The sequence below is a fragment of the Cypionkella psychrotolerans genome, from assembly GCF_001294535.1.
GTDB classification, from domain to species: domain Bacteria; phylum Pseudomonadota; class Alphaproteobacteria; order Rhodobacterales; family Rhodobacteraceae; genus Cypionkella; species Cypionkella psychrotolerans.
Genome location: NZ_LGIC01000087.1, coordinates 67,496 through 91,164, shown reverse-complemented (window position 1 = coordinate 91,164; position 23,669 = coordinate 67,496). Strand labels below are relative to the sequence as shown.

Sequence of the window (23,669 nt, the reverse complement as noted above, 5' to 3'; positions counted from 1 at the left end):
TCCCTCACCGATTGCGTTGGCCGCGCGACAGCATCCGCTGCGCCTGCGCTGCGATTTGGCTTTGGCTGCGCTGAAAGCCCTGCACATCCGGCGTCGTGATGTTCATCACCACCGTCACCGCCCGCCCACCTGAAGTCTGCACGCCCAATCGGCCATCCGCCCCACGCGCCAGCGGCATGATCGCCTCTGGCCCCGCCTCGCCCATCAAGCCCTGCCCGCCGCGCATTGCAAAAGGCGTTGCCTGCGACACCACCCCACCCTTGGCGAACGGCATCACGCGGCCTTGGGCGAAACTGCCACCCTTTTCAAATGGCATGATCCCACCTAGTAAACCGCTTAACCCCGAAGCAATCGCCCCACCCAAAGCGTTCTGTACCGGCTTCATCGCAATTCCGTAGACCGTATCGGCCAAGGATTTCGCCACCGACTTCAAAGCGTCCGACAATTTGGCCCCGTCAAACACCAGCCCATCAAACGCCCGGCGCAATCCGCCGCCGATGCCACTGGACAGCGCGTTCACCTCGCGCCCGGTGAACACCATGGTTTCCCGCATCCGCGAAAGTTCGCCCTCAAACGCGCCGACCATCCCCGTGGTGCCCGATAGCGTGGCTTCAAGCGCCGCTATCTGGTCCTGCAACTCGTCTACCGTCGCCATCACCCGCCCCCTTTGTGAAATCTGGATAAGCGGCGGCCATTTCTTCCAGCCGCGCCCGCGTCAGGGGCGGCAATGCAGCCTCCGCCCCCAGCATGATCCTTAGCTCAATCGGCGACAGCGCCCAGAACTGGGCCGGAGTCAGCCGCAACTCGCCCATCCCGGCCCGCATCAGCCCCGGCCAGTCGATCTTCATCCTTCGCCCGGCAAAGCAAACGCCCGCGCCAGCAATTCCGCCGCCGCCCTCGCCGCCTCAACTGGCCCACCGCCGATCTCGACCGTGCGCAGATGCTCCGCCGTGCCCTGCCAACCGCCGCCCCGCAGCCCCGCCACAATCAGCGCCAGCACATCGCGGGTGGAGACTTTGCCAGACTCAAACCGCTCGACCATCTCGACCAGCGATCCGGCCTGCAATGCGCCTTCCAACTCGGCCAAAGCCCCCAGAGTCAGCTTGGCGACATGCGCCACGCCATCGAGCACAATCGCCACTTCGCCTGCAAAAGCGTTCGCCATCAAAGCGCCGTGAAGGCCAAAGCCCCGGCAGAGGCGAGGGTCATCTCATAGGTCGCCTCGCCATTATGGCTGCCCGCATATTCAATTGCGGTGATCTGGAACGCGCCTTCAACCACGCCAAAGCTGGGGATCACCACCTGAAACAGTGGCATCTCGGCATCAAAGAAAATCTGCCGCGCGCGGGCATCGGTGGTGGCATCGCGGAACACGCCGGATCCCGAAATCGAGGCGGTCTTCACCCCCGCCCCCGCCAGCAATTCCCGCCAGCCACCGGCACTTTCCAACGAGGTCACATCGACGGTTTCCGCGTTGAAACTGATCCGCGTTGCCCGCAAACCCGCCACCGTCACAAAGGTGCCGTCGCCCACCATATCAACCTTGATAAGCAGGTCTTTGCCATTCTGCACTGCCATAACCATCTCCCGTTTCTGCCCCGAGGGGCCAATATGTCAAAGCTCGATCCGCGCCCGGAACGTCATATCAATCCGGCGCGTATCACCAGCCTCCAACCGCCGCGCCGTCGCCCGCAGAAACTGGATCGACACTAACCGCCCCGTGGTAAGCGTCAGCGCGCCCCCCACCAACGCCTCTGACACCCGCCCCGCCACCTGCTTTGCGATCAAAAACCCGCTCGCGTCGCTGATCACCGCAATCTCAAAACGATGCTCCGCCCCGCCACCAGATTTGTCGGATTGATCAACGACCTGCTCGGGCCCGATCAGCACAAATGTCCCCGGGGCCGTCCCCGGCGGCATTGCATCGACGATGCTTACCCCACTCATCCCCGCAAACCCCGATAGTCGTGCATAGATTGCCGACTGCAACGCCGCCGCTGCCTGATAGCTCATGTCGGCACCTCCTCGCGGGCAAAGCAGGTCAGATATTGCGCGTCCTGATCATGCTCGGCGACGGCCAGAATGGTGAACACGCGCGTACCATCGCGCAGCCGCTGCTCCGGCTTTGGTCGGCGCAGATTGCCAACCGGAGCCCCCCGCACCGTAATCTTGTAGGGCACCTGCGCCAAAACCACCTCGACCCCCGCCATCTCGCGCCCCGGTCCGGGCGAAACCTCACCCCAGATCGTGCCTAACACCGCCCAAGCCTGCGCAAACCCGCCCGCGCCATCAGCGATATTCTGCGGTGCTTCCAGCACCAGCTTGCGCGTTAACCGCACCGGGTTCATGCTGCACCCCCGCCCAGCACCCGCACCGTGCGCCAGCGTTCAATCAGCGCCTGCACCGCAAGCGGCAGCCCCGCCACACGCTGCCCCAGATCATGCCGGTTCTCGTAAAACTCCGACGCCAGTAGCAACACCGCCTGCGCCAGATCGACCGGAACCTGCGCCCAGGCTGCGCCAAAGCCTGCGTCAAACACCACTTCGAACCGCCCATCGGTCGGCACGTTCGGCAACAGCACCCCTGCAGCAATCAGCTTCGGGCGATGGGTGTCCTGCACCAAGCGGTAGCGATCCGCCCCAACCACAGTGCTGACCGCATCCACATCAACCAGCATCACCGACACCAGCGCCGTCACCGGAGCCACGGGCAGCGCCTGCTCACCGCGCTGGCGCCAATCCTCCAACACCAGCTTGAACCGCCGTGCCAACAAGACCTTGCCGATCCGCCCTTCGATCACCGCCATCGCGGCGCGCAGATAGCCCTCGATCAGCCCATCCTGCATCCCGTCATCGGCAAACCCAGATCCCAACCGCAGATGATCCTTCAGCGCTTGCACCGGCAGACTGCCTGCGGCCACGCTGGTGATTTCCGTCAACATCATCGCCAAATCCCTTCCTTGCCCCAAATCCCGCCGCAAAAGGCTATGGACGCGCACCTCGCACCGCTCGAACGGAGGGGAGCAGCCAGACGGCGCGGCCCTCCGGCGCGCGTCCATTGCCCGGCCCCCAAGAGAACCGGGCAGTCGTTACAGGATCAGGAAACCGCGATTTTCAGCAGTTTGATCGCCGCAAAGTCGGTGACATCGCCGCCCACGCGCTTGGACGCATAGAACAGCACGTTCGGCTTGGCCGAGAACGGATCGCGCAAAATCCGCAGATCAGGGCGTTCGGCAATCGTGTAGGCAGCTTTGAAATCGCCATATGCAATCGCATAAGCGTTGGCAGCGATATCGGGCATATCCTCGCAGATCAGCACCGGATAGCCCATCAGGCGGGCAGGTTCCGCCGCCGCCAACCCGTCCGACCACATGAAGCGGCCATCGGCATCCTTCATCTTGCGCACGGCTCCGGCGGTTTTCGAGTTCATGATGAAACTCGCATTCGCGCGGTAATCAGCCCCCAGGGCGTAAACCAGACTGATGATGCAATCGACCGCATTGGTCGTGGCAAAATCCGCCGCAGCCCCGGTCGGAATGTAGCCGAGATTGCCCCAGGTCCAGGACGCATTCGCCACCTTGGTCGGCAGCAAAATTCCCTTCGGCTGATCCACCCCAGTGCCGTTAATAAAGGCCGAAGCCTCGGCACGGATGAACCGCGTGGCGATCTTGCCAGCCAGCCAGCCCTCAACGTCAAAGGCGCTGTCATCCAGCAAGCGCTGCGAGGCCTTCGGCATCGCAGACAACTCATGCAGCTTGATCGAAATCCGCTCAATCGTCGGCGTCGCGGTTTCCGTGGTCGCCGCCGCTTCCGTCGCCCAACCCGAGCCCACTTCCGAGCGGTCAATCAGCACATCAAACGAGGTCGCATCAATCTGCACCACATTGGCAATCGCCCGCAGGCTGGACGTCGCCACCAGCATCGAGCGGATGCTGTCCGCGGTCTGCGGGTCCACCAGGTAGCCACCATCGGCAGCAACGGCGGTGCTCATCGCCTTGCCTTCCAGTACAAGGCCGCGCAAGCCGTCATCATCGCCCGAGCGCAAATATGCGCCAAACGCCTTCTTATGCGGCACGTCCAACTCGGCATGGGCTGACAAAGCGGGGCGGGCGTAGGTCATCTGTTTGCGATCCAGCATGGTCAATCTTTCGTCCTGTTGTTGAAGTGATTGTTTCACGTCGTCCTGAAAGCCTTTGAAGGCGTTCATAAATCCTACCATCGCGGATTTCACTTCCGCGCTCGGATATGCGGCAATATTCTGGGCGGCAGGCAAAGCCTCACCGGCCCGAGCCTTTGTCTCGGTCATCTTGATTTCCCCGTTTGGTCGTGGAAGTTGTTTGGTCGTGAAAAGCTGCTAAGCGCGTTCGCTCAGGGATTGGCGCGCGTCGTCAAACACCTGCGCCATGCTGCGCCAGAAATCGGCCTCGGGCGTATCACCCTTGGCCGAAACCCGCGCCTCGGGAAGCATCGGAAAGGTCACCAGCGACACCTCCCAAAGCTCCAGCTCGGACAAAAGGCGCTGCCCCTTGCCATCGCGTTCCGCTCTGACGGTGCGGTAACCGATCGACAAACCGTCAATCGCCCCCGCCGCCAGCAGGGCCACCGCCTCGCGGCCCTTATCGACTTCCGGCAGAATGCGGCCCTTGACCCACAACCCTACCGCATCCTCGCGCACCTCGTCCCAGACCCCAATCGGCTGGGTCGGATCGTGCTGCCACAGCATTTTCACCGCGCGGCCTTGGGTGATCAGCCGCGACAGGCTGGCGGCATAAGCCCCCTTCTGCACCACATCGCCGCCCTGATCGCGTTTGCCAAACAGACTGGCATAGCCTTCCACCTGGGTGCCATCCGTCACCACCAGCCGCGCCTCGGGCTGCTGAAACTTGCACTCCGGCGCGCCCTGCATTTTCCAATTCATCGCGAAACCTTTCATCTGCCCGCCGCCCTACTTGCCCGCCGCCCGCATCACGGCCTCGGCCATCTGGGCCAAAAGGAACGCCGCGACGCCGTAGACGCCCACCCAAATCCGCTTCTCCAGCCGCTCCAGCACCGCATCAATCTGGGCCAAACGGTAATCGAGCGCCGCCCAACGCTCTTCGGCCACACGCTCATTCGCCTCAATCCGCGCGGCTGCGGCATCGAAGCTGTCGTACAGATAACGCGAGCCGTCAGACGGTTTGCGAGGCGGCGTCATTCGCCCTCCTGCAAGCGCGGCAGGCCCAGCAGGATGCGCTTTTCCACTTCGGTCAAGAAAGCCGCAGCCCCCACCCGCGCCCAAAGCTGATCCCGCTCCACCGCCAGCGCCGGAATCTGATCCAGATCGGGCCGCAATTCGACCAATTCGCCGGTAAAGGTCGACAGCCAATGCGAAATCCCGGCAGTCACCCGCGCCACCAGCGGCAGCACGGTCAGCCGATAAAACGCCCGGTTGGCTTCCTGATAGTTGGAATAGGTCGCATCCCCCGGTATCCCCATCAGCATCGGCGGCACCCCAAACGCCGTAGCAATCTCGCGCCCCGCCGCCTCTTTCGTTTGCTGGAACTCCATATCCGACGGCGAGAACCCCATCGGCTTCCAATCCAAGCCGCCCTCCAACAACATCGGCCGCCCCGCATTGCGAGCGCCCTGATGGTGCATCTCCATCTCGCTCACCAAGCGATCATACTGATCGGTCGAAAGCTGCGCCTGCCCGTCCGCGCCCTTGTAAACAATTGCCCCCGAGGGTCTGGCCGCATTGTCCAACAACGCCTTTGACCAGGCACTCGCCGAAGTATGCACATCAATCGCCACCGCCGCCGCCTGCAACGGGCTGAAACCGTAGTGATCATCCGAGGGATGAAACGTCTTGATGTGGCAGATTGGCTGCACCTCTGGTGTCATCGCAAAGCGATGCGTCCGCCCACCGACCGAATAATCATAAGCCACCGGCCAGCCATCCGCGCCCGGCACCAGAGACATTCGATCCGAGCGCAGCACATGCAGCTCGCCCGGCACCGAACCCGCCCCCGGCACCGCCTCGATATAGGCGTTGCCCGACAGCAACAGATGCCCGTACACCGCCTCCAGAAACTCGGCCCGCCCCTGCGCGCCATTCGGACGGCGGATCAGATCCAGCACCGGATGGCTGTCATAGCGCCGCGTCTCATCCTGCAACACCAAAGGCATCGCCGAAGCCGCTTCCGAGATAAGCTTGACCGCGCGAAACCCCATCGGATTGCCCTGAAACCCGGTTTTCGCCAGCGACACAAGGTCACGCGGGCTCCACGCCACCCGCCCCGAGCCGCCCCAAGCCACCACCCGCCCGGTGGCCGAGGCCTTCTTTTCCACCACCTGCGGCGCGCGCTTCAGAAAATCGAACACCATGCGTCAAAGCTCCTATCTTCTCGACCGCCCTACTTTTCAGGACCGCGCTTGTCTGAAGGCAGTTCTAAAGCGGAAAGGTTTAATTAACCCCAACCCACCGCGCGCTGGCCCGAACCGCACGCAACGCCTAAATCCCGCGCACCTGCGGCCGCCGATAGGTCTCGGCTGGCTCCACAATCAAATCCGTCAATGCCCAAACCAACGCATCCACTCGGTCCGGTGAGCCTTTGCCGACGTAACCATGCCGCGTCATTTGCAACATCTGCGCTTCCAGAGCCGCCAGCCCGCGCACATGCGACACCCGGCCCTGCTCGTACAAAGCCGACACAGGCTCCGCCCGTGCCATCTTGCCCTTGCTGGCCCGCACCGCCCGATACGGCACCAGCGGATCAATCTGCCGGATCACCCCCTCCACCAGATCGCCACCCTGATTGACCTCGGCCACCAACCGATCCGCGCCAAACCGATCCATCGCCGCAATCGCCGCCCGCGCCCATTGATCCGGCGAGGCGCCTTTCACCGAACAATCCGCCAAAACCACCGCCTGCCAATTCTGCGTCGGCCCCTCGGTGATCGCCCCCACCACCACGATCCCGCATTCATCAGACCGACCATGCCCCGTCACTGGCGGGTCCACCGCCACCACGATCCGCTGCAAACGCGGCACTTCGGTGATCCGCCCCGCCTCCAGCATCGCCGTCGTCCACAACGCCCCCTCGGCGTCCTCGATCAACAGCCCATCCAACTCCTGCGCGCCTTTCGTGGTCCCCGCATAACGCGTCCGCACCTCCTGCAAGAACGAGGCCGCCAGATAGGCCCGGTTCGCCTCAGTCGGCGCATGCGTCATCACGGTTGAGGGGTTTTTCAGGATGTCCTTCAACACGCCTACATTTTGCGGCGTCGTCGTCACCACCTGTCGCGGGTTCTCGCCCAGCCGCAAACCAAACTGCAACTGATCCCAGGCCTGCTCGGCTTTCGGCCATTTCGCCAATTCATCGACCCAAGCCGCATCAAACTGTGGCCCGCGCAGACTGTCCGGCTCATGCGCCGAAAACACCTGCGCGATCGCGCCATTTGGCCAAAGCAACTGCTTCTTGGTCGCCTGCCATTCCGGCCTGCGATCAGGGGGCGAGCAGGCCAAAATCCCGCTCTCTCCCTCAATCATCACCGCAATCACCTGATCCACCGTCTCGCCCACCAGTGCCACGCGCCGCGAACGCCCCGCATCCATTGACCCTGCGCCCTCAACTTCGGCCCTGACCCATTCCGACCCGGCCCGGGTCTTCCCCGCCCCGCGACCACCCATGATCACCCAAGTTTTCCACGCCCCCGCAGGTGGCAGTTGATGCGGCAGCGCCCAGAACTCAAACATCCACGGCAGCGCCAGCAACGCATTCTCGCTCAGCCCATCGAGAAACTCATCAACCTGCGCTTGCGTCGCGGAGGCAAGCCAATCGGCGCCCGATCTCATCGCGTGCGGCGTGTAAATCGAGCGTGCCGGTTCCGACAGCCCCGGCAACTTGTTTGCGAAGTTTTTCAACGCGTCCCCTTTCACTATGGACCAAATCCAGTGCCAGCCGCAAATCGCGTACCGTCTGCGGCACCGCCTTTGAGGCTTCAAACTCGCCCGCCTTCAGCGCATTGATCGTGCGCAGCAGGTCCGAGACCGTGGATTCATAATATTGCTCTGCATCCGCCAGCAGATCGCTTGACGGCTGTTCTCCGAGGGAGAAATTTAGTGTCATGCCCGTTTTGCCCGCCTCTCATGCCGCCCCCGCACGTGTAAAATGAAAAAACGGCGCAAAGGGCTGCCCCCTCGGCCGTTCAGACATCTCATCCAGCATATCCAAATCTATAGATCAGAGCGGGCGCAAAGTCAAGATAAACTGTTTTATATCAATGTGTTACCGGACTATCTATTAACTTCTCATTAACCTTAACGCGCGCGCCAACAGGCCGACCCTTAGCGAAACAACACTCAACGCCCCGAACTGCTCTTTTCAAATTGCTCCCGCCGGAGGCTTCGACCTCACCGCAAGAGCGCCATCGCAAGCACTGTCGAAACACAGCCCCCGATCCCTATCGCTGCATCGGCACCGTCAAAGCCTGTTGCTCCGCACTGACAATCTTCTGCTGTTCGATCAGCCAACCATAGGGCAGAGACAGCACCATCTCATCCCCCGCCTTGATCTCATTGGCCTCAGCCTGCGGGTCCACCTCGGCATAACCCACCGAAAACACGATGGATTTGATCTTTCCCACCGCAGCCAACGGCGGCGGCGTCCCATAGGGCAAATCCTGATCCAACCGCCCCGCCAGCAGCACCCGGCCCTCCAACACCCCGCCCGCAGCCAAAACCCGCGCATAGGCGACCTCCGGGCTTTCCACCTTCATCCCTGTAGGCACTCGCGGCACAAACTTCGCCACCCGAAACACCCCGTCCGCCTCCAGCCAATGCCAAGCATAATCGGGGTCCACCGTGCGAAACCCGGTCACCGCAGTGCGATACAGCCGATCAAACACATAGACCTCAGCCGCACCGGCATTGCTGACCCGGTAGCGCCCGACCACGCCCGAGGCCGCCGCCTCCCAGACCACCCCAACACTGATATCGCCATCCTTCAGCACACCCATCACCTGCTCCTGTGCCGCGGCACTCATTGTCATCAGCCCAAAGATCAGGGCCAAACTCCGCATCTAGTATGCGGTCCGGGGCGGTTGGCCCAGTTCCGACCTGATCTTATTTTCGGTATGCGGGTTGTTCTGATACGGCGGCAGCCCCACCGCCGCCAGCTCGTCATTCTCCACCCCGCCGGTCTTGTTGCCGCTCCAAGTCCCGTTCTGCGCCTGCTCGCAATGCACCAGCTCATGCCCCAACCCCACCGCAGGCGGTCGCGTCATGTAGGGTTTCGAGCCATCGCCGATCTGCGTCTTGTCCGGGTTATAGTTCAGCGTGCTGCCCGACCCAGACCCCGGCGTGCCGTCCGGCTTCAAATTCGCCCCCGGCCCCGTCCCGTTCACACTGTTCCCCCCGGTGCTGGCTACGATCTTTACCGGACCCTTGCCCGGCGCGTTCAGGCTGTTCAGCAGGTCATGCCCGGTCGGCGTCGAGTCCAGCCGCTTCAAATCCTGCACCACGGCATCGCGGTAGGCTTTGGTGCCGACGATGGTGATGTTCGGCCCGACATGGGTGACGGTGGTGCCATCCGGCAGCACCTCCTCCCAGATATTCAGCGCGCCGGGCTCCCCCGGAGCAGGCGTTGCCACGATGCCGATCAAGACGGTGGGCAGGCCGAGGATGATCGCGCCGCCCTTCATCGTCGGGTCGAACTGGCGGGCGGCGGGGAGGCTGCCGATCAGCACGGTGGGCGAGCCGAAGGCTATTGGGTCGACCGATGGGATCGGCACCAAGGCGGGGATGAGGCAGGCGCAGAGGTCTGTCATCCGCGCGGCGGGGAGGCTACCGACCAGCACGGTCACCATCGCGGGGGGCATGATCGGGAAAGGTGCCCCCAGACACATCGGGCAGGTATGCATGTCCGTGATACGGGCTGCGGGAAATCCGACCATGGCAAAGCCTTTGAGAATACAATGCAGGAAGGCTAGGCCGCTGCCCGCGATGTGTCAAGAAATCGCTGGGGTTGGGAGGGGTTCCGGGGCCGGTCCCAACTCGGGACCTTTTTTATGTGTTTGATATCAAGGGGATGGGGTGGCTAATTTAAGGATTTGTTAAGGTTTGTGGGGTGGCCGGAAAGCACATTGCATAAAGTGCCTTGAACGCGGCCACATCTTGCGTCAACAGTCGCAGGGTGATCGGTACTTTGGGAACAGCGGCTCAATATGGCATGTTTTTTTGATTAATTCTGAACCTCAAGTGACATACCGCTCCCTTCAGATCCTACGTGCGGTCGCAGCTTGGATGGTGGTGTATCACCACTTCATGCAAATATATTTTGATTTCAAATATGATTCTGTTCTGGGGTATTTTTTCTCGGATCACGGCAGTTTTGGAGTCGATCTGTTCTTTGTTTTAAGCGGATTTGTGATGTATTTCTCGGTAAAAAGACCGGGCCAGACCGCTGCGGGATTCATTGTAGATCGAATCTTTCGCATAGTACCAGTCTACTGGTTCTACACATTTTTGATAATAACTTGTATTTACCTGTTCCCCATCGAATTTGACTACACCGGCATCAATGCATCCTCAATCTTGGCTTCACTGTTATTCATTCCACATAGCAACCCTTCTGGCATCGGTATATTTCCGACGCTTACCGTAGGCTGGACGTTGAATTTTGAGATGTTTTTCTATTTATTTTTAGCAACATGCCTGCTTATTAATAGAAAATTTGCAATCGTCATTTGCTTTGCCGTCTTGTTTATACTACCTGATGTTTATCCGAAGGAGATTGCGTTTTCTCCCGTCGCATCAAGCTATCGGCTACATGAGTTTTTGATGGGATTATTAATTGCCAGTCTGTTTTCTGTCCAAACGAAACAAGAGAAAATATCATTGGTCATGCGAATGATGTTGATTTTGGCTTTAGGGTTTATCGCAACAGCCATTGCACTTTTGACGCATGAAAGTGGCACCACGCGCACCGCTCTTGCGGGTATCTTTGTATGTTTGACCTTGTTATTCGAGCCTATTGCAAGACGTCGCCATGTCATCACGGATTTTTTAACAAGGCTAGGAGATAAGTCCTACTCGACGTACTTGGTTCACACCCTGATAATAGGAATTTTCCTGCATTTCACGGGAACATTGTCAGATCAGTATGTAATATTGCTTACCCTCGCCGCCATTTCAGCAACCGTGCATTTAGCCTCAAGTGCCACCTATTCAGGCATTGAGAGGAGTCAATATGTTTCAAGGTTGAAAACACGCTTTTCAGCCGCCACATTGCTACGGCAATGAGGCTTTAAAACGGTTGGCGCAAAGCAAACCGCCCCCTACTCCTGCACCCCAACCGCCGCTTCTTCGCCCTTGGCGGCCTCAATCGCGCGCCATTTGGTGACGTTTTCGTTGTGCTGGGCGAGGGTCTCGGCAAAGGCGTGGCCGCCGGAGCCGTCGGCGACGAAGTAGATATAGGGCGTCGTATCCGGGTTCAGGGCGGCCTCAATACTCAGGCGGCCCGGATTGGCGATCGGGGTCGGCGGCAGGCCGTCGATGACATAGGTGTTCCACGGGGTGGCGCGTTTCAGCTCGGATTGGCGCAGGCCACGGCCCAACACGCCCTCACCTTTGGTCACGCCATAGATCACCGTCGGGTCGGTTTGCAGCTTCATGCCCTTGGCCAGACGGTTGATGAAGACCGAGGCGACCTGTTTACGCTCCTCGGGGATGCCGGTTTCTTTCTCGACAATCGAGGCCATCACCAGGGCTTCTTCCGGGGTCTTATAGGGCAGGCCTTCGGCGCGGGTGGACCAGAGCTCAGTGAGGGTTTTGGCTTGGCGGGCTTCCATATCGGCGACCAGCGTGGCGCGGTCGAAGCCCTTTTCGACCTCATAGCTATCCGGCGCCAGCGTGCCTTCGGCGGGCAGTTTGTCGATGGTGCCTTCAAGGAAATCGGCGCGTTTCAGGGCATCGACGACCTGCCACGAAGTCACGCCCTCGGCCAGAGTGATGCGCCAGCGGATGTCGGGGGCTTGTGCTGCATCAAGGTAGGCGGTGGGGGCGGCATCTTTGGCTGGGTCGAATTTGGCGACCTCGACATAGCGGTTGGTGGCGGGGTCAAGCTCGCGCAGGATCACTTCGGCGGTGGCGACCGAGATGCGGAAGTTGACTTCACGGCCACAGGTGGATTGGCCGCCTGCGGTCAAGGCGGTGAGAACGTCGCCCATCGAGGATTGTGGTTGCAGCAGATAAGAGCCGAATTTCAAGTCTTTAGCCGCTTGCGAATAGTCGGCACCGATGCGGAAGATGCGGGCATCTGATACCGCGCCTTCGGCCTCCAGCCCCCGGCTGATCTGGGCAAGGCTCGCCCCTTTATCGACCTTGAAGCAGATGGCTTGGGTCAGCGGACCCGGCCCGGTGAAGGCTTGCCGCCCCCAAGCGATCAGCCCGAAGGCGAGGATCAGCACCACGATGAACAACGTCAGCGCGTTGGAGGCGACCGAGCGCCACATCAGTGGGCGACCTTGCCGAGCACGAGGCTGGCATTGGTGCCGCCGAAGCCGAAGGAGTTCGACAGCGCGACGTTGATCTGACGTTTGACGGCTTTGTTCGGGGCGAGGTCGAGTTTTGAGACGACCGCCGGGGTGTCGAGGTTGATAGTGGGGGGGGCGATCTGGTCGCGGATGGCGAGGACGCAGAAGATCGCCTCAACCGCTCCGGCAGCGCCCAGAAGGTGGCCAATGGAGGATTTGGTGGAGGACATCGTGGCCTTGGCGGCGGCGTCGCCCATCATGCGCTCGACTGCGCCGAGCTCAATCGTGTCGGCCATGGTCGAGGTGCCATGGGCGTTAATGTAGTCAATGGCGGAAGGCTCCAGCCCCGCGCGTTTCAGGGCCATTTTCATGCTGCGGAAGCCGCCTTCGCCGTCTTCCGAGGGGGCAGTGATGTGGTGGGCGTCGCCGGACATGCCGTAGCCGAGGACTTCTGCGTAGATCTTGGCGCCACGCGCCTTGGCGTGTTCGTATTCTTCCAGCACGACAACGCCCGCGCCTTCGCCCATCACAAAGCCGTCGCGGTCGGCGTCATAGGGGCGGCTGGCCTTGGTCGGATCGTCGGCGCGTTTGGTCGAGAGCGCCTTGCAGGCGTTAAAGCCGGCGATGCCAATCTCGGAAATCGGCGCTTCGGCACCGCCTGCCAGCATCACATCGGCGTCGCCCCATTGGATCAGGCGGGCAGCGTCGCCGATGGCGTGCGCGCCAGTCGAACAGGCGGTCACCACCGCGTGGTTCGGGCCTTTGAAGCCGAAGCGGATCGAGACTTGGCCGGAGATCAAGTTGATCAGGCTGCCGGGGATGAAGAACGGCGAAACCCGGCGGGCGCCTTTTTCTTTGATCAAGACGGCGGTTTCGGCGATGGAGGTCAAGCCGCCGATGCCAGAACCGATCATCACGCCGGTGCGTTCACGGTCTTCATCGGTGACGGGTTCCCAGCCAGAATCGCGCACGGCTTGCACGGCGGCGGTCATGCCATAGAGGATGAAATCATCAACCTTGCGGCGGTCTTTCGGCTCCATCCAGTGATCGGGGTTGAAGGTGCCATCGGTGCCATCGCCGTAGGGGATTTCGCAGGCGTATTGCGTCACCACGCCCGAAGGATCAAAGCGGGTGATCGGCCCTGCCCCGGATTGACCAGCCAGCAGGCGGCTCCACGTTTCCTCGACGCCGCAAGCCAGCGGCGTGACCATTCCCAGACCCGTAATGACAACCCGACGCATCTATATCCCTCGCAATGGTTTTCCGCCTGATACACGGCCCAAAGGCCGCGCGCAACTTAAGCCGTAGATGGGTGGCAAGCCCGCGCCGGACGAGATTTCATCGCGCACCTGTGATTCATCTTGACCGTGCAGGTGCAGAAATGATAATGAATGAACGTTCATTCCGATAGATGCGATACCCTGATGCTGCAAACCACCGAAACACCTGCCGATGCACGCGTGGCCGAGATTTTGGCCGCTGCCCGGCAGGCTTTTGCCGAAAAGGGCTTTGACGGAGCCTCGATGCAAGACCTCGCCCGCGCGGCTGGGATGAGCGTGGGGAATTTCTATCGCTACTTTGCCTCAAAGGCTGCCATCGTGCAGGCGTTGATTGCGCTTGATCTTGAGGAAATGGCCCGAGACTTCCAGCCGATTTTCGCCTCGGATGACCCGATTGCAACGATGCGGCAACAGGTGCGCATTAAACTGGTCGAGCACCAATGCAACCATGATGGCGCGCTGTGGGCCGAAATCACCGCGACCGCCCTGCGCAAGCCCGAAATTGGCGTCGCTTGCGGTCTGATGGAAACCACGATTGCTGACTACTTGATGCAGGCTTTTGCCGCAGCCACCGGTCTGAGCCTGGAGCAATCCCGCGCGCGATTTGCCGCCCATGCGGCCCTGATCGTGCTGTTGGTGAAATCTTCGGCGATGATGCCGCAGCAAGATGAGACTCTGCGCAACGATCTGAATGCATTGATCCTGCGTATCATTGACCAAACTCTTGATGAAGTTGCCGCCAGCGGCGCGAAAGGCTGACCCATGACGACCTCCCGTTTTGTTTTTGCGCTTATTGCCCTGCAAACGGTCTCGGCCAGCCCGATGCGGGCCGACAGCGCTGAAGCTGCCATTCCAGAGGTCCCTGCCGCGACCGCGCAAGTGCTGCCTGCGATCACAGTCTCGGCGGTGGAAACCCGGCATCTGCGCGATGTGGTGCTGGCCTCGGGGCTGGTGGCGCCGCAGGAAACCATTCAAGTCGCCCCTTTGATTGAGGGCCAGCCGATTGAAGCCCTGCTTGCCGATGTCGGCGACAAAGTGACGGCGGGGCAAGTGCTGGCGCGGCTGTCCACCTCGACGCTTGATCTGCAAAAGGCGCAGCTTGCGGCATCCTTGGCGGCCGCCAAAGCCCAGATCGCCCAAGCGCAAGCACAGGTGATCGCGGCGAACTCGTCCGCCGCTGAAGCGCAACGCACCTCGGACCGCACCGCGAAGCTGAAAGCCCAAGGCTCGGCCAGCCAAGCGGCAGCGGATACCGCCCTTGCTGGGTCAGTCTCGGCGCAAGCGCAGGTTTCGGTGGCGGTGCAATCTTTGGAGGCCGCAAAAGCGCAGCAGACCTTGGTTGAAGCACAACTGGCCAATGTCGATCTGCAACTGGCGCGCACCGAAGTCACAGCACCCTTCGCGGGCGAAATCACCGCGCGCAATGCGCAACTGGGTGCGATTGCTTCGGCGGCGGGGCAACCGATGTTCACCCTGATCCGTGATGGGGCGCTGGAATTGCGAGCCGATGTGGCTGAGGCCGATCTGACCCGGCTGGCGGTGGGGCAAATCGCTGATCTGAGGTTGGTGGGCATGGCGAAACCTTTGACTGGCAAGATCAGCCTTGTGGAACCGAGCATTGACGCGGTGACCCGTCTGGGCCGGGTGCGGATTGCGATTGATGACGCCAGCGCCGTGCGCCCCGGCATGTATGTTGAGGCCAGCATTCTGGTGCATGAAGGCGATGCGGCGGCGGTGCCGATCACGGCAGTGAAATCCTCGGGCGGCAAAACTTCGGTGATGCTGGTGGAAGGCGCTGTGGTGTCACAGCGCATGATCACCGCAGGCGTGCGCGATGGCGGCTGGATCGAAGTGCTCGACGGACTGAAGGTGGGCGACGACGTGGTGACCAAAGCGGGCGCGTTTGTGCGCGACGGCGATCATATCAACCCGGTGGTGGCAGCGGCCACTGACAGCAACTGAGGGCGCGGCAATGAACTTTTCAGCCTGGTCGATCCGCAATCCGCTGGCCCCGATCCTTGCGTTCTTCATCCTGATGGTGCTGGGCTGGCAGTCGTTCAACGCGCTGCCGATCACCCGGTTTCCGAACATCGACGTGCCGGTGATCGCCGTCACCGTCACTCAGGCGGGCACAGCGCCCGCCGAGATGGAAACCCAAGTCACCAAGATCATCGAAGACGCGGTGGCGGGTATCACCGGGGTGAAAAACATCACCTCGACCGTGGTGGATGGCCAATCCACTTCGGCGGTCGAGTTTCGCATTGAGGTTCCGACCGACAAAGCCTTGCAGGATGTGAAAGACGCCGTGGACCGGGTGCGGGGCAAACTGCCCGCCGCCGTGGACACCCCGAAGATCACCAAGATCGACGTTGAAGGCAATGCGATCATGACTTTCGCGGTCTCGGCCCCCGATATGACCATCGAAGAAGTCTCATGGTTCGTCGATGACGTGGTGGTGCGGGGATTGCAGGGCCGCCCCGGCGTGGGCCGGATTGACCGTTTTGGCGGCGCGGATCGTGAGATTCTGGTGGCGCTGGACCCAGTCAAGCTGAACAGCTTTGGCATTTCAGCGGCGGCGGTGAACGCACAGATCCGCGCGACCAACACCAACCTCGGCTCTGGCCGGTCCGAGATTGGCTCGGGCGAACAGGCGATCCGCACCTTGGGCGATGCGGGCACCGTGCAGGGCTTGGCCAGCACCACGATTGCGCTGCCATCGGGGCGGCATGTGCGGCTGTCTGATCTCGGTGATGTGCAAGACAGCTATAAGGAGCTGCGCAGCTTCTCGCGGCTGAATGGCGAGCAGGTTGTGACCTTCTCGGTGTTCCGCGCCAAGGGGGCATCCGAGGTTTCCGTTGCCGAAACCGTCAACCAAACGCTGGACCAAATCCGCGCCGACCATCCGAATGTCGGCATCAAGCTGGTCGACGAGACGGTGTTCTACACCTATGGCAACTACGAATCCGCGCTGAGCACTTTGTTTGAGGGCGCTTTGCTGGCGGTGCTGGTGGTGCTGGCCTTCCTGCGCAACTGGCGCGCAACTTTGATCACCGCTGTCGCCTTGCCGCTGTCTGCGATACCGACGTTCTGGGTGATGGATATGTTAGGGTTCTCGCTGAACCTGGTGTCGTTCTTGGCGGTGACCTTGGCGACCGGGATTCTGGTGGACGATGCGATTGTCGAGATCGAGAACATCGCCCGACATATTCGGATGGGCAAAACCCCCTACCGCGCCGCGATTGAAGCCGCCGATGAGATTGGCCTCGCCGTGATGGCGACCACTGCGACGATCATCGCGGTGTTCATGCCAGTGTCGTTCATGGGCGGCATTCCGGGGCAGTATTTCCGACAATTTGGCCTGACGGTGGCGATTGCCGTGGCGTTCTCGTTGCTGGTCGCCCGTCTGATCACCCCGATGATGGCGGCTTACCTGATGAGCGCCAAGGACGCCAATGTTGGCCACCATGAAGGCGCGCAAGATGGCTGGTTCATGCGCAACTATCTGCGGCTGGTGACGGCGACCACCCAAGGCGGTCTGCCGCTGCCGTTCCTGCCGAAAAGAAAATCCGGCAAATTCCGCCGCTTCCCAGCCTATTACTTCACCCTGATGACGGCGATTGGCGTGCTGATCGTATCGATCTATTTCATGGTGCAAGTGCCGGGCTCGTTCCTACCGCCAGAGGATGTCAGCCGAATTTCGATCTCAGTCGAACTGCCGCCGGGCTCGACCTTGGCGGAAACCGACAAAACCACCGCCGAAATCCGCGACCACATTAAGAATGTGCCATGGGTCGAGAACGTGTTTGTCATCGGGGGTGCCTCGCCAAAGGGCGATCTCGATGTGCGCCGCGCCTCGGTGACGGTGACTTTGGTGAAACTCGATCAAAGCCTGCTGCTGAAACTGTCGCAACTCGGACGGCGGATCCCCATTTTGGGGATGCTGGTGCCCGAAGTGGAAAACCACGGCCGCACCGTGCCGCAAAACGTGATTGAGGCCGAGATTTTCGACAGCCTCGCGACGGTGCCCGACATCCGCGCCTTCAAACTGAATGACCGCGGCGAGCGCGACATTGCCTATTCGATTCTGGCAAGCTCCGAGGCCGATCTGAACACCGCCACCTCGGCGCTGGAATCCGCGCTGCGGGCCGAGCCTTTGCTCGCCGAGGTCAGCTCCGAAGGGGCATTGCCGCGCCCCGAGGTGCAGATCACCCCGCGTGCCGAAGAAGCCGCGCGTCTCGGGATAACCACGCAAGACATCGCAACGACGGTGCGGGTGGCGACGATTGGCGATCTGGATGTGTCGCTGGCCAACCTCGCCATCGACAACCGCCTGATCCCGATCCGGGTGCAACTGGCCAATGCCTCACGCGAAGATATCAACCGCATCGCGGCCACCAAACTGACCACCAACACCGGGGCCACCGTGCCGCTGTCTGCGGTGGCCGATATCGTGATCGGCGAAGGCCCTTCGGTGGTGAAACGGCTGAATCGCCAGCGGCAAGCGACGATTGGGGCATCGCTGCCCGTAGGTGTCGCGCTCGGCACCGCCAGCACGCGTCTGGCCGAGATCGTCAAGGCCACCAAACTGCCTGCTGGCGTGGTGGTGAAAGAATCCGCCGATGCCGAGGTGCAGACCGAACTGTTCGCAAGCTTTGGCAAGGCGATGCTGATGGGCCTCATGCTGGTACTGACCGTGCTGATCCTGCTGTTCAAATCAGTGATCCAGCCATTCACCATCCTGCTGTCGTTGCCCTTGGCGATTGGCGGCGTGGCGGCAGCGCTGATCCTGACCAATTCGGCTTTGTCGATGCCGGTGCTAATCGGGATATTGATGCTGATGGGGATCGTCACCAAAAACGCCATCCTGCTGGTGGATTTTGTGATCGAGATGCGCCGACACGGCATGGGGCGTCTGGAAGCGATCATCGAGGCCGGGCACAAACGCGCGCAGCCGATCGTGATGACCTCGATTGCGATGTCGGCGGGGATGCTGCCCTCGGCGTTGGGTGTGGGTGAAGGCGGCGCGTTCCGCGCGCCAATGGCCACGGCGGTGATCGGCGGGATTATCGTCTCCACCGTGCTCAGCCTCGTGGTGGTGCCGTCTTTCTATCTGATCATGGACGACCTTTCCCGCCTGATCGCGCGGCTGTTCCGGGGCATCATCGGACCGAAAGAGGTGGAATTTGAAGCTGCCTCGCCAGAAGTGCTGGAAGCCCGGATCGCCGCGCTGGAGGCAGAGCAAAACGATAAACTACTGCAACGCATGCCGGGGCTGGCAGCGGAGTGACCTAGAACCAGCGGCGGTCTTGGGTGGCATCGAGCCACCACGCGACCGCTGCTGCCGCTGTCTGGTTCTAAGCTGTTGCTTTGACTATCAACGAGGGAGCCTCCGGCGGGAGTATTTTAAAAAGAGCAACTGCAAAGAACCGGAGCGTTTTGATGGCCCGTCATAGATAAGGCGATCTTAGGCGTTGCTCTTTTTAAAATACTCCCGCCGGAGGCTTCGTCATGTCCGTTCCGCTGCCCCGTCAAAAATCAACCGCGCCAGCCGGGTGAGGGTGGCTCGATGCCACCCGAGACCGCCCCGTCCTAAGATCCCCCCTTACCACGAAAAACAAAAAAGCACCCCGCAGGGTGCCTTTCCGTTTGATCTGCAAATGCGATCAGGCAGCGGAGGAGATGAACTTCACCGCGTCGCCGAAGGTCTGAATGGTTTCAGCCGCATCATCCGGGATCTCAATGCCGAATTCTTCTTCGAAGGCCATAACCAGCTCGACGGTGTCGAGGCTGTCAGCGCCCAGATCATCAATGAACGAGGCGGTCTCGGTCACTTTTTCTGCTTCGACGCCCAAATGCTCGACGACGATCTTCTTCACACGATCAGCGATGTCGCTCATGTTCTTTCCTCATATCGTTTAGGGGTCGCCCCCGGTCTTTTGCCTGCCCTTGCGGGCGCTCTTTCCTGCATCGGCAGGCACCAAAAGCGATGGCCTCTGGCGTATTCTTGCGCGCCTATAGCAAGGGCGCGCGCATTAGGCAAACGGTTTCAAACCGCTTCTAGCGGCCTTATGACATATCACCGCCGCCGTTGATATGCAGTGTTGTTCCGGTGATATAGGCGGCCTCTTGTGATGCCAAATAGAGCACACCTGCGGCGACTTCCTGCGGTTTGCCCATCCGGCCTGCGGGGACACCGACCAGAATCTTTGCGCGCTGTTCATCGTTCAGCTTTTCGGTCATCGGCGTCTCGATCAAGCCGGGGGCCACGCAGTTCACCGTGATGTTGCGGCTGGCAACCTCTTGCGCGAGCGACTTCGACATCGCCAGAGTGCCAGCTTTGGCAGCGGCATAATTCGCCTGCCCCGGATTGCCGGAATGGCCCACCACCGAAGTGATGTTGATGATGCGGCCCCAGCGCGCCTTCATCATGCCGCGCAGTGCGCCGCGCATCAGCCGGAACGTCGCGGTGAGGTTGACGTCGATCACTGATTGCCATTCCTCATCCGACATCCGCATGAACAGATTGTCGCGGGTGATCCCGGCATTGTTGACCAGAATATCAAGGCTGCCCATCGCCGTTGTTGCCTGCTTGATCAACTCGTCGACCGCCGCAAGGTCGGAGAGGTTGCAGGGCAGCACATGCGCCCGCTCGCCGAGTTCGGCCGCCAGCGCCTGCAACGGTTCCAGCCGAGTGCCCGAAAGCCCCACGGTCGCGCCTGCAGCGTAAAGCGCGCGGGCGATTTCGCCGCCAATACCGCCCGAAGCGCCGGTCACCAGCGCGCATTTTCCTGTCAGATCAAACATGTTCTGTCCTCTCATAAGCGGTGCCTGCTACGGTCCCGCCGTTTATCCAAATCGCCGCCGCTTGACGTCCGGGCCACGATTTTTCTCAAAAATCGTCTCGTTTAGCCCTTGGCCGCCAGCACATCTTCTGGTGTTCCAACCGTCCGCGTCACGGCCCCGGAGGCCGTGCGCTTGATCATCCCGGACAATGCTTTACCCGCGCCGATCTCCCAGAACTCGGTGACGCCTGCGCCTTCCATCCACAGCACAGATTCGCGCCAGCGCACCGAGCCTGTGACCTGTGCGACCAACAAAGCCCGGATGCGGTCTGGCTCAGTCACGGCTTCGGCGCGGACGTTGACCACGACGGGGAGTTTCGGCGCCGAGATCACCACGCCCGCAAGCGCTTCGTTCATCACGGCGGCGGCGGGTTGCATTAGGGAGCAGTGGAATGGGGCTGACACTGGCAGCAGCAAAGCACGCTTGGCACCTTTGGCCTTGGCAATTTCCAATGCCCGCGCGACGGCGCCGCGGTGGCCTGAAACCACGACTTGCGCCGGGTCATTGTCGTTGGCGGCTTGGCAGACCTCGCCTTGCGCGGCTTCGGCAGCAACTTCGGTGGCGGCGGCGAAATCGAGGCCCAACAGGGCGGCCATTGCCCCAACACCGACCGGAACCGCCTCTTGCATCGCCTGCCCGCGTATCCGCAACAGCCGCGCGGTATCGGACAGATCGAGCGCGCCCACGGCACAAAGCGCGGAATATTCACCCAAGCTATGGCCAGCCACGAACGAGGCCGTCTCAATGCCGATGCCCTCGCTTTCCAGTGCACGCAGCGCAGCGATTGAGGTCGCCATCAGCGCGGGTTGGGCGTTTTTGGTCAGGGTAAGGTCTTCAATCGAGCCTTCCCAGATCAGGCTGGACAGCTTTTCGCCCAAAGCCTCATCAACCTCATCAAACACGGCTTTAGCGGCGGGATAGGCCTCGGCCAAAGCCCGGCCCATGCCGATGGTCTGGGCACCCTGCCCCGGAAATACGAATGCGCGGCTCATCTGGCCCTCCCTTTTCTTCCCTTTGGCTTACCCTGCGAAAGCCATTCGTGCAACGTCTTGCCCGATCTTGACTTGCCCGCGCGCGGATTCCACACAGGGGCCATGACCCCAACCCTGCGCAAAATCCTCTACGCCGTCAGCTTTGAGACGCTTGGAGTCGCGGTGGCGACCCTAGGCCTCTTGGCGATGTCTGAGGCAAACGCCACCCAATCGCTCATCCTCTCGGCCATCACCGCCACCATTGCGATGGGCTGGAGCATGGGCTTCAACGCGCTGTTTGAGGCATGGGAGGCGCGGCAGACGACCAAGGGGCGCAGCCTTGCCCGGCGTTCGGTTCATGCACTGCTGTTTGAGGGCGGCCTCGTCATCCTTGTGCTGCCGCTCATGGCGTGGTGGCTTCAGGTCGATCTGTGGACGGCGCTGCAATATGAGGCCGGGTTGATCCTTTTGTTCATCATATATACCTACGTTTTCACCTACAGCTTCGACCGCATCTTCGGGCTGCCGCAATCCGCGCGCTAAATCCGCCCGAGGCCGCTTGCTGCGCTTGCATCCCCACTCGTTTCCTCTATAAGCCCCCAATCTTTCCGCATTTCCACGTAACGGCGCAGGCTCTCGTGGACGGGCCGCGGAAAGTGTTTGCCCGTCCTATGAAATGCGCCACATAGACAGATCGGAGCACACATGCCGCTTTACGAGCATGTTATGATCGCGCGTCAGGATCTTTCCAACGCGCAGGCTGAAAGCCTCATCGAGCACTTCTCCACGGTTCTGGCCGACAACGGCGGTAAAGTTGTCGAGCATGAATACTGGGGCGTCAAGACGATGGCCTACAAGATCAACAAAAACCGCAAGGGCCACTACGCCTTGCTGAAAACCGATGCACCCGCTTCGGCAGTTCTGGAAATGGAACGCCTGATGCGCCTGCACGATGACGTCATGCGCGTGTTGACCATCAAGGTTGACGTCCATGCAGACGGCCCGTCGGTTCAGATGCAAAAGCGTGACGAGCGCGAGCGCGGAGATCGCCCTGAAGGTGGTTTCGGCGGCGAGCGTCGTGAGCGTCCTTCGTTCGGCGACCGTCCCGACCGCGGTGGTGACCGTGGCGAGCGTCCGTCGTTCGGCGGCCCGCGTCGTTGATCCCCAGCCTCAGGAAAGGAGCCTAAACCATGGCGAATAAACCGTTTTTCCGCCGCCGCAAGGTCTGCCCGTTCTCGGGCGACAATGCTCCGGCAATCGACTACAAAGACACGCGCCTGCTGCAACGCTATGTATCCGAGCGTGGCAAGATCGTGCCGTCCCGTATCACCGCAGTCTCGGCTAAGAAGCAACGCGAACTGGCTCAGGCCATCAAGCGCGCCCGCTTCCTCGCCCTGCTGCCCTATGCTGTGAAGTGAGGGTTTAATCATGCAAGTTATCCTGCTTCAACGCGTGGCCAAGCTTGGCCAAATGGGCGAAGTCGTCAACGTCAAGGACGGCTACGCGCGCAACTTCCTGCTGCCGCAAGGCAAAGCGCTTCGCGCAAACTCGGGCAACATTGCCTCGTTTGAAGTGAAGAAAGCACAGCTGGAACTCACCAACCTGGAAACCCGGAAAGAAGCCGAAGCTGTCGGCGAAAAGCTGGATGGCCAGACCTTCGTGATCATCCGTTCGGCCTCCGATTCGGGCGCTTTGTACGGTTCCGTCACCACCCGTGACGCAGCAGACGCGGCAATCGCTGACGGTTTCACCGTCAACCGTGCGCAAATCGTGCTCGACCGTCCGATCAAAGAGCTTGGCGTGCACACCGTTTCGGTGATCCTGCACCCGGAAGTGACCGTGAAATTCAGCCTGAACGTCGCACGTTCGGTTGAAGAAGCGGCCCTGCAAGCTTCGGGCAAGTCGATCCAAGAACTCGCAGCCGAGGCAGAAGCCGAAGCCGATTTCGAAATCGCCAACCTGTTCTCGGAAATGGGCGCTGCCCAGGACGGCGAAGACCTGACCCGCGACTAAGCTGGTTTGGGCATAGCCTGCAAAACTTTAGAAACCGCGTCGGAGCCTCC

28 protein-coding genes are annotated in these 23,669 nt (G+C 61.0%); 8 read left to right on the top strand and 20 right to left on the bottom strand.

What is annotated here, in order from left to right:
• Nucleotides 1-4: 4 nt before the first annotated feature.
• The 15 genes from AKV04_RS22355 to AKV04_RS27745 form a co-directional block, all read right to left on the bottom strand.
• Nucleotides 5-655, bottom strand: coding sequence for a phage tail tape measure protein (locus AKV04_RS22355; protein ID WP_054008624.1), 651 nt, complete (start codon nucleotides 653-655; stop codon nucleotides 5-7).
• Entirely contained in the window at nucleotides 612-848 is a 237-nt protein-coding gene (locus tag AKV04_RS22350; RefSeq protein ID WP_054008623.1) for a rcc01693 family protein, read from the bottom strand. Before AKV04_RS22350 ends, AKV04_RS22355 begins: the two co-directional genes overlap by 44 nt.
• Nucleotides 845-1,165 (bottom strand): gene transfer agent family protein, encoded by a 321-nt coding sequence (locus tag AKV04_RS22345; protein ID WP_054008622.1) that lies wholly within the window; start codon nucleotides 1,163-1,165, stop codon nucleotides 845-847. The genes AKV04_RS22350 and AKV04_RS22345 overlap by 4 nt, the downstream gene beginning before the upstream one ends.
• On the bottom strand, nucleotides 1,165-1,578 hold the full coding sequence (locus AKV04_RS22340; protein WP_054008621.1) for a phage major tail protein, TP901-1 family: 414 nt from the start codon (nucleotides 1,576-1,578) through the stop codon (nucleotides 1,165-1,167). Before AKV04_RS22340 ends, AKV04_RS22345 begins: the two co-directional genes overlap by 1 nt.
• Nucleotides 1,579-1,614: 36 nt before the next feature.
• Nucleotides 1,615-2,013 carry a DUF3168 domain-containing protein gene (locus AKV04_RS22335; protein WP_054008620.1) on the bottom strand — a complete coding sequence of 133 codons (399 nt, stop codon included), beginning with the start codon at nucleotides 2,011-2,013 and terminating at the stop codon, nucleotides 1,615-1,617.
• A complete protein-coding gene (locus AKV04_RS22330) occupies nucleotides 2,010-2,348 on the bottom strand; it encodes a head-tail adaptor protein (protein ID WP_054008619.1) in 339 nt (112 codons plus the stop codon). Before AKV04_RS22330 ends, AKV04_RS22335 begins: the two co-directional genes overlap by 4 nt.
• Entirely contained in the window at nucleotides 2,345-2,944 is a 600-nt protein-coding gene (locus tag AKV04_RS22325; protein ID WP_054008618.1) for a head-tail connector protein, read from the bottom strand. Before AKV04_RS22325 ends, AKV04_RS22330 begins: the two co-directional genes overlap by 4 nt.
• A 152-nt stretch (nucleotides 2,945-3,096) precedes the next feature.
• Nucleotides 3,097-4,305 (bottom strand): phage major capsid protein, encoded by a 1,209-nt coding sequence (locus AKV04_RS22320; protein WP_054008617.1) that lies wholly within the window; start codon nucleotides 4,303-4,305, stop codon nucleotides 3,097-3,099.
• 48 nt (nucleotides 4,306-4,353) lie between these two features.
• Nucleotides 4,354-4,917, bottom strand: coding sequence for an HK97 family phage prohead protease (locus tag AKV04_RS22315; protein WP_156317759.1), 564 nt, complete (start codon nucleotides 4,915-4,917; stop codon nucleotides 4,354-4,356).
• Nucleotides 4,918-4,944: 27 nt separating this feature from the next.
• Nucleotides 4,945-5,193, bottom strand: coding sequence for a GTA head formation protein, RCAP_rcc01685 family (locus AKV04_RS22310; RefSeq protein ID WP_054008616.1), 249 nt, complete (start codon nucleotides 5,191-5,193; stop codon nucleotides 4,945-4,947).
• Entirely contained in the window at nucleotides 5,190-6,362 is a 1,173-nt protein-coding gene (locus AKV04_RS22305; RefSeq protein ID WP_054008615.1) for a phage portal protein, read from the bottom strand. The genes AKV04_RS22310 and AKV04_RS22305 overlap by 4 nt, the downstream gene beginning before the upstream one ends.
• A gap of 127 nt (nucleotides 6,363-6,489) precedes the next feature.
• Complete coding sequence (locus AKV04_RS22300; RefSeq protein ID WP_054008614.1) at nucleotides 6,490-7,833, bottom strand: DNA-packaging protein; 1,344 nt, start codon at nucleotides 7,831-7,833, stop codon at nucleotides 6,490-6,492.
• On the bottom strand, nucleotides 7,784-8,107 hold the full coding sequence (locus AKV04_RS22295) for a hypothetical protein (protein ID WP_054008613.1): 324 nt from the start codon (nucleotides 8,105-8,107) through the stop codon (nucleotides 7,784-7,786). The genes AKV04_RS22300 and AKV04_RS22295 overlap by 50 nt, the downstream gene beginning before the upstream one ends.
• A gap of 334 nt (nucleotides 8,108-8,441) precedes the next feature.
• Nucleotides 8,442-8,996, bottom strand: a complete 555-nt coding sequence (locus tag AKV04_RS22290; protein WP_156317757.1) for a hypothetical protein — start codon at nucleotides 8,994-8,996, stop codon at nucleotides 8,442-8,444.
• A 63-nt stretch (nucleotides 8,997-9,059) separates the two neighbouring features.
• A complete protein-coding gene (locus AKV04_RS27745; protein WP_162232932.1) occupies nucleotides 9,060-9,932 on the bottom strand; it encodes a M91 family zinc metallopeptidase in 873 nt (290 codons plus the stop codon).
• A 304-nt stretch (nucleotides 9,933-10,236) separates the two neighbouring features.
• Here AKV04_RS27745 and AKV04_RS22280 point away from each other — a divergent pair, with 304 nt between their 5' ends.
• Complete coding sequence (locus tag AKV04_RS22280) at nucleotides 10,237-11,280, top strand: acyltransferase family protein (protein ID WP_156317755.1); 1,044 nt, start codon at nucleotides 10,237-10,239, stop codon at nucleotides 11,278-11,280.
• A gap of 35 nt (nucleotides 11,281-11,315) precedes the next feature.
• Here AKV04_RS22280 and mltG read toward each other — a convergent pair whose 3' ends face one another.
• The gene (gene mltG, locus AKV04_RS22275; RefSeq protein WP_054008610.1) at nucleotides 11,316-12,491 is read right to left on the bottom strand and encodes an endolytic transglycosylase MltG; all 1,176 of its coding nucleotides are present in this window, start codon (nucleotides 12,489-12,491) and stop codon (nucleotides 11,316-11,318) included.
• Nucleotides 12,491-13,753, bottom strand: a complete 1,263-nt coding sequence (gene fabF, locus AKV04_RS22270) for a beta-ketoacyl-ACP synthase II (protein WP_054008609.1) — start codon at nucleotides 13,751-13,753, stop codon at nucleotides 12,491-12,493. The genes mltG and fabF overlap by 1 nt, the downstream gene beginning before the upstream one ends.
• Before the next feature lie 150 nt (nucleotides 13,754-13,903).
• Between fabF and AKV04_RS22265 the strand changes: the two genes are divergently transcribed.
• The 3 genes from AKV04_RS22265 to AKV04_RS22255 all read left to right on the top strand — a co-directional run bounded on the left by AKV04_RS22265 (nucleotide 13,904) and on the right by AKV04_RS22255 (nucleotide 19,079).
• Complete coding sequence (locus AKV04_RS22265) at nucleotides 13,904-14,551, top strand: TetR/AcrR family transcriptional regulator (protein WP_082351802.1); 648 nt, start codon at nucleotides 13,904-13,906, stop codon at nucleotides 14,549-14,551.
• A gap of 63 nt (nucleotides 14,552-14,614) precedes the next feature.
• A complete protein-coding gene (locus tag AKV04_RS22260; protein ID WP_054008660.1) occupies nucleotides 14,615-15,754 on the top strand; it encodes an efflux RND transporter periplasmic adaptor subunit in 1,140 nt (379 codons plus the stop codon).
• Between the two features lie 10 nt (nucleotides 15,755-15,764).
• Complete coding sequence (locus AKV04_RS22255; protein ID WP_054008608.1) at nucleotides 15,765-19,079, top strand: efflux RND transporter permease subunit; 3,315 nt, start codon at nucleotides 15,765-15,767, stop codon at nucleotides 19,077-19,079.
• Between the two features lie 376 nt (nucleotides 19,080-19,455).
• Here the strand turns inward: AKV04_RS22255 and AKV04_RS22250 are convergent, their stop codons facing one another.
• The 3 genes from AKV04_RS22250 to fabD all read right to left on the bottom strand — a co-directional run bounded on the left by AKV04_RS22250 (nucleotide 19,456) and on the right by fabD (nucleotide 21,627).
• Entirely contained in the window at nucleotides 19,456-19,689 is a 234-nt protein-coding gene (locus tag AKV04_RS22250) for an acyl carrier protein (protein ID WP_054008607.1), read from the bottom strand.
• Between the two features lie 169 nt (nucleotides 19,690-19,858).
• On the bottom strand, nucleotides 19,859-20,596 hold the full coding sequence (fabG, locus tag AKV04_RS22245; protein ID WP_054008606.1) for a 3-oxoacyl-[acyl-carrier-protein] reductase: 738 nt from the start codon (nucleotides 20,594-20,596) through the stop codon (nucleotides 19,859-19,861).
• Nucleotides 20,597-20,697: 101 nt separating this feature from the next.
• Complete coding sequence (gene fabD / locus AKV04_RS22240; protein WP_054008605.1) at nucleotides 20,698-21,627, bottom strand: ACP S-malonyltransferase; 930 nt, start codon at nucleotides 21,625-21,627, stop codon at nucleotides 20,698-20,700.
• A gap of 102 nt (nucleotides 21,628-21,729) precedes the next feature.
• On the opposite strand from fabD, the gene AKV04_RS22235 reads away from it, so the two are divergent.
• The 4 genes from AKV04_RS22235 (at nucleotide 21,730) to rplI (ending at nucleotide 23,619) form a co-directional block, all read left to right on the top strand.
• Entirely contained in the window at nucleotides 21,730-22,149 is a 420-nt protein-coding gene (locus AKV04_RS22235) for a PACE efflux transporter (protein ID WP_054008659.1), read from the top strand.
• Between the two features lie 162 nt (nucleotides 22,150-22,311).
• Nucleotides 22,312-22,767, top strand: a complete 456-nt coding sequence (rpsF, locus tag AKV04_RS22230; RefSeq protein WP_054008604.1) for a 30S ribosomal protein S6 — start codon at nucleotides 22,312-22,314, stop codon at nucleotides 22,765-22,767.
• Nucleotides 22,768-22,796: 29 nt separating this feature from the next.
• On the top strand, nucleotides 22,797-23,024 hold the full coding sequence (gene rpsR, locus AKV04_RS22225; protein WP_054008603.1) for a 30S ribosomal protein S18: 228 nt from the start codon (nucleotides 22,797-22,799) through the stop codon (nucleotides 23,022-23,024).
• A gap of 10 nt (nucleotides 23,025-23,034) precedes the next feature.
• On the top strand, nucleotides 23,035-23,619 hold the full coding sequence (rplI, locus tag AKV04_RS22220) for a 50S ribosomal protein L9 (RefSeq protein WP_054008602.1): 585 nt from the start codon (nucleotides 23,035-23,037) through the stop codon (nucleotides 23,617-23,619).
• Nucleotides 23,620-23,669 lie beyond the last annotated feature (50 nt).

Bases quoted from the DNA above. Each gene is read 5' to 3' on its own strand.
- AKV04_RS22355 (WP_054008624.1), bottom strand. From the start codon at position 655: ATGGCGACGGTAGACGAGTTGCAGGACCAGATAGCGGCGCTTGAAGCC.
- AKV04_RS22350 (WP_054008623.1), bottom strand. From the start codon at position 848: ATGAAGATCGACTGGCCGGGGCTGATGCGGGCCGGGATGGGCGAGTTG.
- AKV04_RS22345 (WP_054008622.1), bottom strand. From the start codon at position 1,165: ATGGCGAACGCTTTTGCAGGCGAAGTGGCGATTGTGCTCGATGGCGTG.
- AKV04_RS22340 (WP_054008621.1), bottom strand. From the start codon at position 1,578: ATGGCAGTGCAGAATGGCAAAGACCTGCTTATCAAGGTTGATATGGTG.
- AKV04_RS22335 (WP_054008620.1), bottom strand. From the start codon at position 2,013: ATGAGCTATCAGGCAGCGGCGGCGTTGCAGTCGGCAATCTATGCACGA.
- AKV04_RS22330 (WP_054008619.1), bottom strand. From the start codon at position 2,348: ATGAACCCGGTGCGGTTAACGCGCAAGCTGGTGCTGGAAGCACCGCAG.
- AKV04_RS22325 (WP_054008618.1), bottom strand. From the start codon at position 2,944: ATGATGTTGACGGAAATCACCAGCGTGGCCGCAGGCAGTCTGCCGGTG.
- AKV04_RS22320 (WP_054008617.1), bottom strand. From the start codon at position 4,305: ATGACCGAGACAAAGGCTCGGGCCGGTGAGGCTTTGCCTGCCGCCCAG.
- AKV04_RS22315 (WP_156317759.1), bottom strand. From the start codon at position 4,917: ATGAATTGGAAAATGCAGGGCGCGCCGGAGTGCAAGTTTCAGCAGCCC.
- AKV04_RS22310 (WP_054008616.1), bottom strand. From the start codon at position 5,193: ATGACGCCGCCTCGCAAACCGTCTGACGGCTCGCGTTATCTGTACGAC.
- AKV04_RS22305 (WP_054008615.1), bottom strand. From the start codon at position 6,362: ATGGTGTTCGATTTTCTGAAGCGCGCGCCGCAGGTGGTGGAAAAGAAG.
- AKV04_RS22300 (WP_054008614.1), bottom strand. From the start codon at position 7,833: ATGAGATCGGGCGCCGATTGGCTTGCCTCCGCGACGCAAGCGCAGGTT.
- AKV04_RS22295 (WP_054008613.1), bottom strand. From the start codon at position 8,107: ATGACACTAAATTTCTCCCTCGGAGAACAGCCGTCAAGCGATCTGCTG.
- AKV04_RS22290 (WP_156317757.1), bottom strand. From the start codon at position 8,996: ATGGGTGTGCTGAAGGATGGCGATATCAGTGTTGGGGTGGTCTGGGAG.
- AKV04_RS27745 (WP_162232932.1), bottom strand. From the start codon at position 9,932: ATGGTCGGATTTCCCGCAGCCCGTATCACGGACATGCATACCTGCCCG.
- mltG (WP_054008610.1), bottom strand. From the start codon at position 12,491: ATGTGGCGCTCGGTCGCCTCCAACGCGCTGACGTTGTTCATCGTGGTG.
- fabF (WP_054008609.1), bottom strand. From the start codon at position 13,753: ATGCGTCGGGTTGTCATTACGGGTCTGGGAATGGTCACGCCGCTGGCT.
- AKV04_RS22265 (WP_082351802.1), top strand. From the start codon at position 13,904: ATGAACGTTCATTCCGATAGATGCGATACCCTGATGCTGCAAACCACC.
- AKV04_RS22260 (WP_054008660.1), top strand. From the start codon at position 14,615: ATGCGGGCCGACAGCGCTGAAGCTGCCATTCCAGAGGTCCCTGCCGCG.
- AKV04_RS22255 (WP_054008608.1), top strand. From the start codon at position 15,765: ATGAACTTTTCAGCCTGGTCGATCCGCAATCCGCTGGCCCCGATCCTT.
- AKV04_RS22250 (WP_054008607.1), bottom strand. From the start codon at position 19,689: ATGAGCGACATCGCTGATCGTGTGAAGAAGATCGTCGTCGAGCATTTG.
- fabG (WP_054008606.1), bottom strand. From the start codon at position 20,596: ATGTTTGATCTGACAGGAAAATGCGCGCTGGTGACCGGCGCTTCGGGC.
- fabD (WP_054008605.1), bottom strand. From the start codon at position 21,627: ATGAGCCGCGCATTCGTATTTCCGGGGCAGGGTGCCCAGACCATCGGC.
- AKV04_RS22235 (WP_054008659.1), top strand. From the start codon at position 21,730: ATGACCCCAACCCTGCGCAAAATCCTCTACGCCGTCAGCTTTGAGACG.
- rpsF (WP_054008604.1), top strand. From the start codon at position 22,312: ATGCCGCTTTACGAGCATGTTATGATCGCGCGTCAGGATCTTTCCAAC.
- rpsR (WP_054008603.1), top strand. From the start codon at position 22,797: ATGGCGAATAAACCGTTTTTCCGCCGCCGCAAGGTCTGCCCGTTCTCG.
- rplI (WP_054008602.1), top strand. From the start codon at position 23,035: ATGCAAGTTATCCTGCTTCAACGCGTGGCCAAGCTTGGCCAAATGGGC.